The following is a 14865-nucleotide window of genomic DNA, read 5'->3' on the forward strand; positions in this document are numbered from 1 at the left end:
GTTTAACGTACTTAACGAAAGCGTTGATTCATAGTATCGACGATCACATGCATGGAATCGGCGAGATAGGAGGGATTCTCAGTGGTCTGTGTCATAAGGATGGCACCTTGTATCAAAGAATAGAATCGTTTCCCATAGATCTTACCATTGATGTTCTTACGGATCTCACCGATATTTTTTCCCTGGTCGATCAGATCTTCAATGATACCTTCAATGCGGGTGATCCCGTCCTGCACCCGGCGTAATAACTGCGGATTTTGATTCTTACAGTCGACTCCGAAATTAATCAGCGGACATCCACCCATGATATTGCTGAACTGATAATATTCCTTATAAAAATCAGTAAAGCAAATTAATTTTTCGAAGGGAGTATTGCCCTGAGAGGTTCGGTATTCCAAATTGGAGATTACCAGATCGAATAAATACGTAAAAGCCTCCTCTGCCAATTCTTCCTTATTCTCAAAATTTCCATAAATAGCACCCTTGGTTAGTCCCGTCGCGTTGGTGATATCACTGAGACTAGTGGCTGCATAACCCTTTTTATTGAAAATAGGGGCTATGGTTTTAATTATAAATTGAGAAGTTCTCTCAGCTTTGGTAGTAGTCATTAGTTTGGTTTTTTAGCTTCTCAAATATAGAAATAGTTGTTACTTTAGGGCAAATATCTCGATAAATGCGTTATAATAAACGAACACCCGCAGCTTATGCAACGGGTGTTCGAAACTAACCAACCAACTTAAAACTAAATAATTCTAACTCGAATTATCTACCTTTCTCTTTCTTGTCAACCATCATATATATAGTCGTGCAATTCACTGATTCCTTACATTTGATTAGTTTTTATCAACTAATTCTTCCTGATTTCTGAATACCAGCTCATCATCGAACTGATCCATAAGTATAATACTCTCTGTGTGTATATCGCCTTTGAGGATCTCTTTCGACAATTTGTTAAGGACCTCTCTTTGAATCACGCGTTTCACAGGTCTTGCACCATACTGAGGATCAAATCCTATTTTTGCGAGATAATCGATAGCATCTTCTGTGGCATCAAGGGTAATACCCTGTTTGGCCACCATTTTGGAAACCCCGTTCAGTTGCAATTTCACGATCTCTTTGATATCCTGTTCGCTAAGTGGTGTGAACATGATGATGTCGTCGATTCGATTGAGGAATTCCGGACGGACACTTTGTTTGAGTAATCCGAGCACCTCGTTTTTTGCAGCTTCCATGGCTGTGTCGATATTCTTCAGGTTTTCAAATTTCTCCTGTATGATATGGCTACCCATATTACTGGTCATGATAATGATCGTATTTCTGAAATCGGCCAGACGTCCCTTGTTATCGGTTAGACGACCTTCATCAAGTACCTGTAATAGGATATTAAAGGTGTCTGGGTGTGCTTTTTCGATCTCATCCAGCAGGACTACGGAATAAGGTCTTCTTCGCACGGCCTCCGTGAGTTGTCCTCCTTCATCATATCCTACATATCCGGGAGGTGCACCTACTAAACGGCTTACCGCATGACGTTCCTGATACTCACTCATATCGATACGGGTCATTGCATTTTCATCATCAAACAGGTATTCGGCCAGTGCTTTGGCAAGTTCAGTCTTACCCACTCCGGTAGTACCGAGAAACAGGAATGAACCAATAGGCTTCTTAGAATCCTGTAATCCGGCACGACTTCTTCTGATCGCATCCGAAACCGATTGAATGGCTTCTTCCTGTCCGACTACTCTTCGATGCAATTCTTCTTCAAGGTGGAGTAATTTCTCCCTTTCGCTCTGCAGCATTTTGGTCACGGGTATTCCGGTCCATTTCGCCACCACTTCTGCGATGTCCTCATTGGTAACTTCTTCCTTGATCAGGCTTTTACCGCTTTTCTGCTGTTCCTGTAATTCAACCTGAAGTTTTTCCAGCTTTTCATGCGCCTCTTTTATCTTCCCGTAACGGATTTCAGCAACCTTTCCGTAATCACCATCGCGTTCCGCTCTTTCTGCTTCGAGTTTGAATTGCTCGATAGCTTCCTTAGTGGTTTGTATCTGATCGACCACATCCTTTTCACTCTGCCATTTTGCGTAGATCTCGCTTCGATCCTCTTTCAAATTGGCAAGATCGATGTTCAGGGCCTTCAGTTTAGATTCGTCATTTTCGCGTTTTATAGCCTCGATCTCGATCTCCAGCTGCATAATACGGCGATCCAATACATCCAGTTCTTCAGGTTTTGAATTGATCTCCATTCTCAGTTTGGAGGCAGCTTCGTCCATAAGGTCGATCGCTTTATCCGGAAGGAATCTATTGGTGATATAGCGCTGAGATAGCTCAACTGCAGCTATGATCGCTTCATCTTTGATCCTTACTTTGTGATGTGCTTCATATTTTTCCTTGATTCCGCGAAGTATGGAAATGGCACTTTCGGTATCCGGTTCATCGACCAGTACTTTTTGAAATCTGCGCTCTAGTGCTTTATCCTTTTCAAAATATTTCTGATATTCATCAAGGGTGGTGGCACCGATAGCTCTTAATTCACCCCGGGCTAACGCAGGTTTCAGAATGTTTGCCGCATCCATCGCTCCCTGTCCGCCTCCGGCTCCCACAAGTGTGTGAATCTCATCGATGAATAAAACGATATTTCCTTCTGATGTTGTTACCTCTTTGATCACCGCTTTTAAACGTTCTTCAAATTCACCTTTGTATTTGGCGCCGGCGATCAGAGCACCCATGTCTAAGGAATAGATCTCTTTGTCTTTAAGGTTTTCCGGGATATCCCCCTGAATGATTCGGTGCGCAAGCCCTTCAGCGATGGCGGTTTTACCAACTCCGGGTTCTCCGACCAGCATAGGGTTGTTCTTCGTACGTCTTGAAAGGATCTGTAAGACCCGGCGAATCTCTTCATCACGCCCGATCACCGGATCCAGTTTACCGTCATTGGCAAGCTGATTCAGATTCTTCGCATACTTATTCAACGAATTATAAGTCTCTTCAGCACTTTGAGAAGTAACTCGTTCTCCTTTACGCAATTCTTCGATCGCTGCCGTAAGTCCTTTTTCAGTGACCCCTTGATCCTTTAAGATCTGTGCGATCTTGCTCTTCGATTTAAATATCGCGAGTATCAGGTGTTCTGCGGATACAAATTCATCGTTCATTTTCTTGGCGATGATACCCGCTTCATTGAGCATACTACCTGCATCACGGGAAAGCATGAGATCTCCACCTTCAACCTTTGCAAAACTGTTTAGGGTGCTGTCAAGAACCTGCTTGAGAAGATTTACGTTTACATTTAATTTTTTGAGCAGGAAGGGTAGTACATTTTCATCCACTTCGAACAGGGCTTTAAAAATATGTTCATTCTCGATCTGCTGATGTCCATATCCCTGAGCGATCTGCTGAGCCAATTGTACCGCCTCCTGAGCTTTGATGGTAAAATTATTTAAGTTCATTTTATTTCTTTTCTATAAGTTATTTTCGATTTTTACATAACAAATAATATTCCATCGGTGTGTTATGACATTACGTCACTTTTGTTTGTGAAATTTCTGTCATTATGTCATTACGGATAGTTTAAGGAAAGAAATACACCTATAAATTTATGAAGATATTTGATTTTATTTCAGGAAAAAAGGATAAAGAATCATCTGGAAATCAGGGAGTACCGGAATGGATTCCCCTTGAGGACATCGGTCAGTTACAATCCCTGAAAGAAATCTCTGAAAATACTCCTGTGATTATCTTTAAGCACAGTACGCGTTGTGGGATCAGTGCGATGGTAAAGAATCGCTTCGAGCGTGATTTTGATTTTCCGGTAGGGGAGTTACAGTGTTATTTTCTGGATATTATCAGGAACAGGGATATTTCCAATACGATCGCCTCTGAATTTGGAATTCCTCATGAAAGTCCACAACTCCTGTTGATCAAAAAGAGCAGTGCAATCTATGATGCTTCACATGGAGGGATTTCCGTAAAAGCGATCCATAAGGTGTTGGACTAAAAAATGAAATTTATTGCTTGGCGGTAAAAATCTTAAAGCTTTTAATTTCGTTCTCATAATCCTATTCATAATACGATTATAACCCAACAGGTTTTATATCAAAAAAAAGCCTCCGAATTTTATCGGAGGCTTTTTTCTATTTATGATTATTATTCTTCTTGGGTTGAAAGGGTGGAAGCAGTGTATTGCTGACCTCACCGAAACCGATCCTGACTCCGTTCTTGGTGCAGTATCCTTTGAAGGTTACGGTGTCTCCATCCTGGATGAACTTTCGTTCGGCTCCATCTTTCATCTTGATGGGCTTTTGACCATTCCAGGTCAATTCCAGCATAGATCCGTAGGATTCTGGAGAAGGTCCGGAAATGGTTCCACTTCCCATCATATCTCCACTGTTTACTTTACAACCATTGATCGTATGATGCGCCAGTTGTTGTGCCATCGTCCAATACATATATTTGAAATTGCTTTTGGCGATGGTGGTAGCTTCGCTATGTGCCGGTTTAAGTTCTACTTCCAGATTGATATCAAAGCTCTTATTATTCTTTTTAGCCTTCAGATAGGGAAGTGGCTCTGGATCCTGAGTTGGACTTTCTGTTCTGAATGGTTCTAAGGCATCAAGAGTTACGATCCATGGAGAAACTGCAGAGGCAAAGTTCTTTGCGAGAAAAGGTCCGAGTGGCACATATTCCCACTTCTGAATATCTCTGGCACTCCAGTCATTAAAAAGCACCATTCCAAAGATATAATCTTCCGCTTCATCTACCGGGATAGGCTCGCCGAGTTGATTGGCGTCTGTTGTGATAAAAGCCATTTCCAGTTCGAAATCCACTAATTTTGAAGGTCCAAATATCGGTTCCTCAGCACCTGCAGGGCGCGTTTGTCCCATTGGTCTGTGAATTGGAATACCGCTCGGAACGATCGAAGAACTTCTACCGTGGTAACCCACAGGTATATGAAGCCAGTTGGGCAGCAGGGCATGCTCCGGGTCGCGAAACATAGAGCCAACATTGGTGGCATGTTCCTTACTGCTATAGAAATCGGTATAATCTCCAATTTGCACAGGAAGTTGCATTTCGATCTCATCAAGATCGAAAAGTACGATTCTGCAATGGTCTTCGTTATCCCTTAATTTAGGATTTTTAGCATCAAAGATCTCTGCGATTCGGTTACGCACCAATCGCCAGGTCTTCTTCCCGTCGGAGATGAAATCATTAAGTGTATCCTGTAAAAAAATATCATCAGTTAACGGAATCCCGTCAAAATATCCAAGTTGATGTAGAGCACCCAGATCAATGGCTGTATCACCGATTCTGGTCCCGATAGTAATCACATCATCACGAGTAAGAAACACACCGAAAGGGATGTTTTGAATCGGAAAGTCCGAGTTTTCCGTGACTTTAATCCATGATTTTCTCTGGGGGTCATTTGCATTTTGAGACATGACAAAACTGTTGGTTAAAGTTGTATAAAAAAACGATTTAAAGGTATTAATTTCTATCAATTTACCGAATCTATTTTATATTTTTGGGCATTCTTTAACGAAATCCTCAATAATGCAAAGAGACGAACAGATTTTTGATCTAATTCAGGCAGAGAAAGAACGTCAGTTGAACGGAATTGAATTGATCGCTTCGGAGAACTTCGTAAGCGATCAGGTTATGGAGGCCGCTGGATCGGTACTGACCAATAAATATGCCGAAGGTTACCCGGGTAAAAGATATTACGGGGGGTGTGAAGTGGTTGATAAAGTAGAGCAGATCGCCATCGACCGGGCAAAGGAACTATTTGGTGCAAGCTGGGCAAATGTACAGCCACACAGTGGCTCTCAGGCAAACACTGCAGTTTTTGCAGCCTGTTTGAAGCCAGGTGATAAGATCCTTGGATTTGACCTTTCTCATGGAGGTCACCTTACGCATGGTTCTCCGGTGAACTTTTCCGGAAAACTGTATGAGCCGGTATTCTATGGTGTAGAAAAGGAAACCGGAATGTTGAATTATGATCATATAGAAGCGATCGCGCAACGTGAAAAGCCTAAAATGATCATCGCAGGAGCGTCTGCATATTCAAGAGATATCGATTTTAAAAGATTCAGAGAGATCGCTGATTCAGTAGATGCTTTACTGATGGCTGATATTTCTCATCCATCCGGACTGATCGCAAAAGGGGTGTTGAATGACCCGATCCCTCACTGTCACGTGGTAACCACGACTACTCATAAGACTCTTCGTGGTCCAAGAGGAGGTTTGATCCTTATGGGAGAGGATTTCGAAAATCCATTCGGTTTAACATTAAAGAATGGTAATCTTCGTATGATGTCTTCGCTTTTCGATAGCGCAGTTTTCCCTGGAAATCAAGGTGGACCCTTAGAGCATATCATCGCTGCTAAAGCAATTGCCTTTGGGGAAGCGCTTACCGATGAGTACCTGCACTATATCGTTCAGGTTAAAAAGAATGCACAGGCTATGGCCAAAGCTTTCGTTGCCAAAGGTTATAACATCATTTCCGGTGGAACCGATAATCATATGATGCTTATCGATCTCAGAAATAAAGACCTAAACGGAAAACTTGCTGAAGAAGCACTAGGGAAAGCTGACATTACCGTGAATAAGAACATGGTTCCTTTTGATGATAAGAGTCCTTTTGTTACCAGTGGTATTCGTATCGGAACAGCTGCAGTTACCACACGTGGCTTGCTGGAAGAAGATATGGAAACAGTGGTAGGATTTATCGATGAGGTATTGATGAACCATGAAGATGATGCTAAGATCACTGCTCTTACCGATAAAGTAAAAGCCTTGATGTCTCATCGTCCTCTTTTTAAGGCGTAAGTAGAAAAACCATATATTTATAACTCCGGTCGAAAGCCGGAGTTTTTTTATTTGAAATGATTAGAAAAGTCCTGATTATCGGTTATGTATGGCCGGAACCTCAATCTTCTGCGGCCGGTGTTCGAATGTTGCAACTAATCCGTGCCTTTCGATCGGCAGATATACAGGTGATTTTTTCATCTCCTGCCGCCCCTGGAGAGCATCCCTTCGATCTGAGCCAAATGGGGGTGAGCTCGGTAACCATACAGGTCAATGATCCTGGCTTCGATGATTTTGCGCGTGAAACACAACCGGATCTGGTCGTTTTTGACAGATATATGATGGAAGAGCAGTTCGGTTGGAGGATTGCCGAACAATGTCCCGAGGCTATTCGTGTACTTGATACGGAGGATCTTCATTTTTTAAGAAAGTATCGTCAGAAGAACTATCGAAGTTCGTTTCCCGATCATTCCAATATGTTGCTTGATCCGTTAGCCCGACGTGAGGTGGCCAGTATCTATCGTTGCGATCTGAGTTTGATCATTTCCCAGAAGGAAATGGAGCTCTTGACCGGTCAGTTTGGGGTTGATGAAAAATTATTGTGTTATCTGCCTTATTTACTCGATGCTGCCGAAATTCCAGTACCCGGTTCTCTAAATGGTTTTGAGCAAAGAAAAGATATGATGTTTATCGGTAATTTCAGGCATGACCCGAATACGGATGCAGTTCGTTATCTCAAGGTCGAGATCTGGCCTGAAATACGAAAAGTACTTCCTGGAGTGTCCTTGTCGATTTATGGGGCTTATGCGGGAAAAGAGGTCGAGGAGATGCATAAACCATCGGAAGGATTTAATTTCAGGGGATGGACTCCCGATGTAAAAGATGTGATGCTCTCGCACAGGGTCTTGCTTGCTCCACTGAGATTTGGAGGTGGATTAAAAGGAAAAATCGTCGATGGGATGCGTTTCGGTTTACCGGCAGTAACCACCACTACCGGGGCTGAAGGTCTCGAAGAAATGAATACGGGTGATGGAAGGGTTACCGATGAGGCAGCGGAGTTTGTACGTACAGCGGTCAGGTTATATGCTGATGAGAAGTTTTGGAACAATGCTGTTTCCGTTGGATATGACGTCGTTTCAAATAAGTTTGACCGTAACTATTTTGAGCGAATACTGATGCGTAGGTTAAATGCTCTACGAATCGATCTTTCCTTGCACAGGCAACTGAATTTTATAGGGGGGATGCTTTCTGATCAACGAGTGATGGCGAGCAAATACCTCAGTAAATATATTGTAGAAAAGAACCGGAATAATTAGTCGTTAAGGCTGATATTCCAGGGCTCCTGCATCCGGGAGTGGTAATCTAGATCTTCCGGACAGATCATCAGGAAGATGCTGTGCTTTTTCTACATTCCCAATATCGATCGCTCCGGAACCATCTTCGATCATAAACAACTCGATAAAAGGATCCCGAAAAAGAGGATCTGTATTGAGGGTAACTGTATTGTACAGTTCAGTGTTGGAAAAATCATAATCAGGGATATCTTCAAATGCTCCGGTCAAATCTTCAAAATGCAGTAAACTATGATCGAAATTAAAGTTGAATTCGGCATTTGCGTACCGATCCAGAATAAATTCCCGGTTCTTATTTCCATAGATAATGCAATTGCTGAAATCTGCCATAACCAGATCACTTCCTGTTAAACTCCCATCAATTGTGGTGATATAATTGTCGATCAACAGGGCAGGAGTAGCTCTGAATCCTGCGTCCCAGTAATTAGCGATGGTACAGTGTAAAAAACGGTAGAAACCTCCCTGAGTACAATAGACAGAGATCAACCCGGCATTTCCGAAGATCGAATTCTCGGCGTTGATCCACGCATCCCGTGACAATAGCGACATATTACCGCTATTGAGAATTTTGGAATTAGAAATATTGAGCGTTGGCTTATCGGTAATTCTGCCCTCGGCGATTATTCCGGCGATTGCATTCTTTATCGTGAGATGGTTTATGGTGTTGTCATTACTTCCGGTAGCGATCCAGATCGTACCCCATTGTCCTGGTACCCGTGCGAATTCCGGTTCCAGTCGGTCGCCTTCGAAGATCACTTCATTTTCCATTGATTCCTGGTCATCGCTTAATGCACCGTTGATCTCAAGCTTACCACCGGGCATTACATAAATACCGGAACCTTCGTGGAAGTGAACACGACTTCCGGGATCTATAGCAAGGGTCTTGCCTTCCGGAACTGCAGCGTAGCCATAGATCACATAAGGCCTGTCGCTGGTAAAGTGAAGTTCTTCATCTGATAATTCGAAGCCTTCAATTCGTACAGGTTCTCCATTCTCATCCAATCCGATTTCGATACTTTCTTTTATACCGTTATTTCGTTTTGGATACATAAATACGGCATCTTTGACCAGGGTTACCAATGCGACTTTCTGTTCTCTGGATCCGGATCTGAAAAGCAGGTTATCGGTATAAAGGAATTCTGACGCTTCCGCAGACAGGTCTTCTATATTCAATGTCGTTTCTATGAATATATACAAGCTGTCTCCTTTGGCGAGCGGAACATTGGTAAAGGCTTTTCCGGGCGAACCGTTCACATTGATACGGTATTTTGAATCGTTATTCGATTCGAGCAGTATTTCAGGGATGTTGACAGCTTCATCCGTTGTATTATAGACCTTCAATGAATAGGTGGAAGACCCTATGTTTGAGAATACGGTATCCAGATAAACGGTATCCCGGCTGAAAACCAAATCGCTTGATAATGGCGCATATTCAAAATCCTCACGGCATGAGAACAGCGTAGAAATTAAGAGTGCAATAATAGCATATTGTAAGCATCGGTTCATGCCCGGGTGTTTCTGTAAAAATAGTATTTCTTTCGAAATGAGATCAAAAGAGATCGATAATCTCTTGTGGCATTCGGGCAGGCTTCCGGCTATGATTATCCAGTAAACACCAAACGGTTTCTGCAGTGACCAGTAATTTGCCGGAATCCTTCAGGTACATTTCCACTTTTCTTAAGGAAGTAACTCCGGAAGCTTTGGTAACAAAGGTCTTCAGTTGAATGATGTCTCCGGGGAAGGCCTGACCTTTATAATGAATATTATGACTGATCACCATCCATATGTATCGATCTCTCATGGCTTCATCAGAACGCAGCTGCCAGTGCTCGCCTGCGATATCCTGAACCCATTGTAGATAACGAACATTGTTTACATGGCCGAGGTCATCGATATCGTCATTTGTTACCTCAATTTCCTTTTCGTATATCTCCATTTATTATTTTTCGTGGATTTGAACTTCGAACATCTTGTCCCAATTCTTACCGGTGATAAAAAAGGTCTTTCTTTCCGGATGATAAGCAATACCATTCAATACATCCAGATCTGCATGTTGGGTCACCTTATTTTTTAATCCTCTGAAATCGATGACTCCTATAATAGCACCGGTTTTGGCATCGATGATCATGGCACTATCCTTTAAATATACATTCGCATAGATAAGTCCGTCAACGAATTCGAGCTCATTAGCCTTATTGAACACCGATGAATTGGTGACTGTCTGAATGAAATCCTTTTCCTGTAAAGTTTCCGGATCAAGAATCCAGATCTTATCTGTACCATCGCTTTTATAAATATGGTCACCATCATTGGTCAGACCCCAACCTTCCTTGCTTTGATTGTATTGAAAACTCCCGGTTTTTTCAAAAGAATCGAGGTCATAAATAAATCCGGTACGTTTTTGCCAGGTGAGCTGGAAGATCTTGTTATTGATAATCGTGATTCCTTCTCCAAAATAGATATCGTCCAGATCGATTTTCTTTTCTACTTCGCCAGTTTCAAAATTCACCTTACGCAGGGTGGATTGTCCACGTCGCCCGGTACTTTCATAGAGTTGACCGTCATGAAATTCCAATCCTTGGGTATACGCTTTTATATCATGGGGGAATTCATTTAATATAGTGTAGCTATAGATCTTTGGAGGGTTATTAGCAAGAACAGTGATCGTTTCGGAAATTTCGGAAACTTCTCCTTCGTGGTAAACGTTTGCATACAAGGTATGATCGCCTAGTTTTTCAGTGTCGATCTTAAATTTGCCATCACCCACCGTAACGGGAACATCATTCAGGCTGTAGGTTACAGAATCTATCGGGGTGTTTTTGCGATTTTTAATAGTGATTTCAACAGTATTTCCTTCCTGTATCTTGGTTTCTCCCTGGTTGATCACGAGGGAAAATAAATTTTTTGTAGAATTTTGTTTGCCGTTACATCCTACGGTAAGAGTAGTTAAGGAGCTGATTATGAAAATCTTATAAAAATTCATGTGTATGATTGTTTATAAAGGCAAGGTATTTAATAAAATTAAGATTATAAAATTATTGTTTAAGCTTAAAAAGTTCGTAAATTTGCACCCGGCAAGTCCTACACGACTAGCTCCTGCAGAATCCCCCAGGGCGGGAACGCAGCAAGGGTATGCGGTTGTAGCGGTGCGATGTAGGTAGCTTGCCTTTTTTTATTTTTTCTTCATTTTATTGTATTTTCGCCACTTATTCTTGTATCATGTCTAAAGTTGTACTGGTAACTGGAGGATCTTCCGGAATTGGAAAATCAATTTGTGATCATTTATCCGGACAGGGATTTATCGTTTACGGAACGAGCCGGAACCCTGACTCATTGAATACTCCTGAACTCCCTTATACACTTCTGAAACTGGATGTGGTTGATGAGGAGAATGCTAAACAAGTTGTCAAATCGATCGTAGACCGTGAAGGAAAGATCGATGTACTGATCAACAATGCCGGGGTGGGAATAACAGGTCCTGTGGAAGAAACTCCCAATTCCGAGATCCAGAAAGCCTTTAATACTAATTTTTTTGGTCCTATTAATCTGATGAAGGCAGCGATGCCCTATATGAGAGATCAGCGCAAAGGACTCATCATTAATATCACCTCTATTGCCGGATATATGGGATTACCCTACAGGGGAATCTATTGTGCTACAAAAGGAGCATTGGCATTGGTTTCGGAAAGTATGCAATTGGAAGCACATGAATTCGGGATCGATATCTGTAATCTGGCACCCGGAGATTTCAATACAAATATTGCGAGTGGGAGGTATCATGCGCCAATACTTGAAGATTCTGCGTATTCCCGAAATTACGAACAGGTATTGTATGTGGTGAATAAGCAGATGGATGATGCTGAAGACCCGGCACAGATGGGAATTGTGGTAGAAAAGATCATTCGCAAGAAGAATCGTAAAATGCATTATCGGGTAGGGGCTTTCATGGAAAAATTTTCCATCAGATTAAAGCAGATTTTACCCGATAAAGTCTTTAATAAATTACTCTTAAACCATTATAAATTATAACTTTGCTCAAAAAGTCATTACCTGGATACACAGTGTTCAGGATTAACAATAAACTTATTTAATCTTTCTCATGAAATTTTTTATCGACACTGCAAATCTGGAACAGATTGCCGAAGCTGAAGCACTTGGAGTACTGGATGGGGTAACAACGAATCCATCACTTATGGCCAAGGAAGGTATTACTGGAAGAAACAATATTTTGAAGCATTATGTAGATATCTGTAACATCGTTGAAGGTGATGTATCTGCTGAAGTTATCGCTACCGACTTTGAAGGAATGATCAGAGAAGGAGAGGAACTCGCTGAGCTTCACGAACAAATCGTAGTTAAAGTTCCAATGATCAAGGATGGTGTTAAGGCGATCAAATATTTTACCGACAAAGGCATCAGAACTAACTGTACCTTGGTATTCTCTGCAGGACAGGCATTATTAGCTGCAAAAGCCGGAGCCACTTATGTATCTCCATTCATCGGACGTCTTGATGATATTTCTACAGACGGACTTGCGCTGATCGCTGATATTCGTACCATCTATGACAATTACGGTTATGAAACTGAGATCCTGGCAGCGTCTGTCAGACATACGATGCACGTATTGGAATGTGCTAAGATCGGTGCTGATGTAATGACTGGTCCGCTTTCTGCGATTACCGGTTTATTGAATCACCCGTTAACCGATATCGGTCTTGCTAAATTCCTGGAAGATTACAAGAAAGGAAATTAAGACAATAACACACATATAAACATAAAGAAAACGCCCGGATTATTCCGGGCGTTTCTTATTACAACTACTAGTGCATAAACTCCTCTTTAAAAACGAGGAATAATATGTTCTCGATCTTGAATTTTAATTTTTTTCTCAAAATGGAGAATGCCTTTGTCATATGAGCCTCAACAGATTTTAATGAGGTATTCAGATGTTCTGCAATCTCCTTATTGGTTAGCCCCTCCTGTTTGCTCAAAAGAAAGACTTCTTTAGATTTTTCCGGTAACTTTTCAATTTCCCTTCGAACTAATGCTATGAGTTCTTCGGTGTTTTTTTCATTATTATCATCCGTCAGTGATTGTAAGACCTCGATTTGTTTAACCTCCAGCTGTAACAGATTTCTATGCTTTCGATAATGATCTACAAATTCATTATAAACCGATTTATATAATAATGAGCGAATGTTCAGGTTGCTATCCAGTTTTTGTCTTTTCTTCCAAAGATTAAGAAAAACATTTTGAATGATATCTTCCGCCTCAACCTTTTTTCTTGTAAGACTAAATGCATAAACACTGAGTTCGTGGTGATATTTATCCAACAGGTGCTCAAAGGCAATATGATTCCCATGCTTAACAGCATTGACAAGATCATTTTCATGGGGGAATTCTTCGGTCAAATTAAATTAGGGTTAAGTATTTTGATGTTTTTGACGCAAAATATAAAAAAAGATGAAAAAAAAGTTAGGGTAACATGAAAATGCTGCGTAGTTGTTATGAACAAGTGAAAATTAATGAAAGAAATTAATTATAAAAATTTAATTGTCAGATACCTCAATAATGATGCGACTGAAAAAGAAATTCAATTGTTGTCAGTTTGGATCGAAGAAGGGGATAACGAAAAACTATTTGAGGAATATGTTAAAGTAAATTATTTGTCAAATTATGGAACCGTTTCATTTGATAAAAAACGAATTCTGGACAACTATCGATCTGAATTAGAAGGAAAGCAACCGTCCCGAATCTATAGGTTATTGCATTCCCCTTTAAAATATGCTGCCATTTTTATCGTATTGCTTGGTATTGGGGTCTGGTGGTTGAATCCTTTCACCACCGAAGAGTCATTGATCATTCCTAACGAAACAATCACATTGGAGTTGTCAAATGGAGAACTCCTGAATTTACAAACTAATATAGATCAGAATATAAAATCCGGAACCGGAAGAATTGTTTCTGTAATGAAAGGCAGTACGCTGTATTATAGTAATAGTGATACAACTTCAAGAGTTAATTATAATACGGTGCATGTTCCTTATGGAAAGAAATTTCAGTTAGAACTCTCTGATGGCACACACGTTTTCCTAAATGCAGGGAGTACTTTCAAGTACCCCGAACAGTTTCGTTCAGATTCCCGGATGGTTTATCTTCAGGGAGAAGCTTTTTTTGAAGTGAAACACAATGAGCGTTCTCCATTTATTGTGGAGGCAGGAAAAGAAGTTTTCGTAAAAGTGTTGGGGACAAAGTTCAATGTTAAGGCGTATAGCGATGAGGAAGTAATAAATACGGTATTGAAGGAAGGGTCGGTACTTGTAGATGAACGTATGCATAGCGATGAACAAAAAAACCGGTCTCTCTTGGTTCCCGGCGAACTCGCAAGTTTTGATAAGAATGCAAGAACTATTAGTAAAGAAAAAGTGAATGTAGAGAACCATACAGCATGGATGCAGGGGAAAATTATCTTTGAGGATAAATCTTTTAATGAAGCTTTAAAAGTGCTGGAGAGAACCTATAATGTTAAAATAGAAAATAAATATACGGATCTGAATGAGGAACGCTATGTTGCCACCTTCAACAATGAATCCATCGATCAGATTTTAAAGATTTTTACAGAAAGTCGATTGTTTACTTATAGTATTGAAAACAACGTCATCGTCATAAACAAACCAGAGTAAGATTAAGAATTAACCTTTAACCACTAACAACT

Annotated in this window: 13 protein-coding genes and 1 other RNA gene; 7 read left to right on the forward strand and 7 right to left on the reverse strand. The window is 41.0% G+C overall.

Annotation, left to right across the window (positions count from 1 at the left end; all coding sequences use genetic code 11):
* Positions 1 to 11 precede the first annotated feature (11 nt).
* Together DMZ48_RS05320 and clpB are read right to left on the reverse strand one after the other, a co-directional pair.
* On the reverse strand, positions 12 to 608 hold the full coding sequence (locus tag DMZ48_RS05320; protein ID WP_143954077.1) for a TetR/AcrR family transcriptional regulator: 597 nt from the start codon (positions 606 to 608) through the stop codon (positions 12 to 14).
* Positions 609 to 833: 225 nt separating this feature from the next.
* On the reverse strand, positions 834 to 3443 hold the full coding sequence (gene clpB, locus DMZ48_RS05325; protein WP_143954078.1) for an ATP-dependent chaperone ClpB: 2610 nt from the start codon (positions 3441 to 3443) through the stop codon (positions 834 to 836).
* Between the two features lie 149 nt (positions 3444 to 3592).
* Here clpB and ytxJ point away from each other — a divergent pair, with 149 nt between their 5' ends.
* Positions 3593 to 3991 carry a bacillithiol system redox-active protein YtxJ gene (gene ytxJ / locus DMZ48_RS05330; protein WP_143954079.1) on the forward strand — a complete coding sequence of 133 codons (399 nt, stop codon included), beginning with the start codon at positions 3593 to 3595 and terminating at the stop codon, positions 3989 to 3991.
* A 136-nt stretch (positions 3992 to 4127) separates the two neighbouring features.
* Here ytxJ and fahA read toward each other — a convergent pair whose 3' ends face one another.
* A complete protein-coding gene (gene fahA / locus DMZ48_RS05335) occupies positions 4128 to 5432 on the reverse strand; it encodes a fumarylacetoacetase (RefSeq protein ID WP_143954080.1) in 1305 nt (434 codons plus the stop codon).
* Positions 5433 to 5544: 112 nt separating this feature from the next.
* On the opposite strand from fahA, the gene glyA reads away from it, so the two are divergent.
* Together glyA and DMZ48_RS05345 are read left to right on the forward strand one after the other, a co-directional pair.
* Positions 5545 to 6819, forward strand: coding sequence for a serine hydroxymethyltransferase (glyA, locus tag DMZ48_RS05340; protein ID WP_143954081.1), 1275 nt, complete (start codon positions 5545 to 5547; stop codon positions 6817 to 6819).
* 56 nt (positions 6820 to 6875) lie between these two features.
* The gene (locus tag DMZ48_RS05345) at positions 6876 to 8114 is read left to right on the forward strand and encodes a glycosyltransferase (protein ID WP_143954082.1); all 1239 of its coding nucleotides are present in this window, start codon (positions 6876 to 6878) and stop codon (positions 8112 to 8114) included.
* A gap of 3 nt (positions 8115 to 8117) precedes the next feature.
* Here the strand turns inward: DMZ48_RS05345 and DMZ48_RS05350 are convergent, their stop codons facing one another.
* The 3 genes from DMZ48_RS05350 to DMZ48_RS05360 are packed head-to-tail and all read right to left on the reverse strand — an operon-like array spanning position 8118 to position 11133.
* Positions 8118 to 9656 carry a hypothetical protein gene (locus tag DMZ48_RS05350; RefSeq protein WP_143954083.1) on the reverse strand — a complete coding sequence of 513 codons (1539 nt, stop codon included), beginning with the start codon at positions 9654 to 9656 and terminating at the stop codon, positions 8118 to 8120.
* Positions 9657 to 9699: 43 nt separating this feature from the next.
* On the reverse strand, positions 9700 to 10086 hold the full coding sequence (locus DMZ48_RS05355; RefSeq protein WP_143954084.1) for an acyl-CoA thioesterase: 387 nt from the start codon (positions 10084 to 10086) through the stop codon (positions 9700 to 9702).
* 3 nt (positions 10087 to 10089) lie between these two features.
* Positions 10090 to 11133: a glutaminyl-peptide cyclotransferase gene (locus DMZ48_RS05360; RefSeq protein ID WP_143954085.1), complete on the reverse strand. Its 1044-nt coding sequence runs from the start codon at positions 11131 to 11133 to the stop codon at positions 10090 to 10092.
* An 89-nt stretch (positions 11134 to 11222) separates the two neighbouring features.
* Here DMZ48_RS05360 and ffs point away from each other — a divergent pair.
* The 3 genes from ffs to fsa all read left to right on the forward strand — a co-directional run bounded on the left by ffs (position 11223) and on the right by fsa (position 12903).
* Positions 11223 to 11321, forward strand: an RNA gene (ffs, locus tag DMZ48_RS05365) — signal recognition particle sRNA small type.
* A 48-nt stretch (positions 11322 to 11369) separates the two neighbouring features.
* Positions 11370 to 12179 carry an SDR family oxidoreductase gene (locus DMZ48_RS05370; protein ID WP_143954086.1) on the forward strand — a complete coding sequence of 270 codons (810 nt, stop codon included), beginning with the start codon at positions 11370 to 11372 and terminating at the stop codon, positions 12177 to 12179.
* A gap of 70 nt (positions 12180 to 12249) precedes the next feature.
* Positions 12250 to 12903, forward strand: coding sequence for a fructose-6-phosphate aldolase (fsa, locus tag DMZ48_RS05375; protein ID WP_143954087.1), 654 nt, complete (start codon positions 12250 to 12252; stop codon positions 12901 to 12903).
* A gap of 67 nt (positions 12904 to 12970) precedes the next feature.
* Here the strand turns inward: fsa and DMZ48_RS05380 are convergent, their stop codons facing one another.
* Positions 12971 to 13561, reverse strand: coding sequence for an RNA polymerase sigma factor (locus DMZ48_RS05380; protein ID WP_143954088.1), 591 nt, complete (start codon positions 13559 to 13561; stop codon positions 12971 to 12973).
* Between the two features lie 114 nt (positions 13562 to 13675).
* On the opposite strand from DMZ48_RS05380, the gene DMZ48_RS05385 reads away from it, so the two are divergent.
* On the forward strand, positions 13676 to 14833 hold the full coding sequence (locus tag DMZ48_RS05385; protein ID WP_143954089.1) for a FecR family protein: 1158 nt from the start codon (positions 13676 to 13678) through the stop codon (positions 14831 to 14833).
* Positions 14834 to 14865: the final 32 nt, after the last annotated feature.

Source organism: Robertkochia solimangrovi, assembly GCF_007279655.1.
GTDB lineage: Bacteria > Bacteroidota > Bacteroidia > Flavobacteriales > Flavobacteriaceae > Robertkochia > Robertkochia solimangrovi.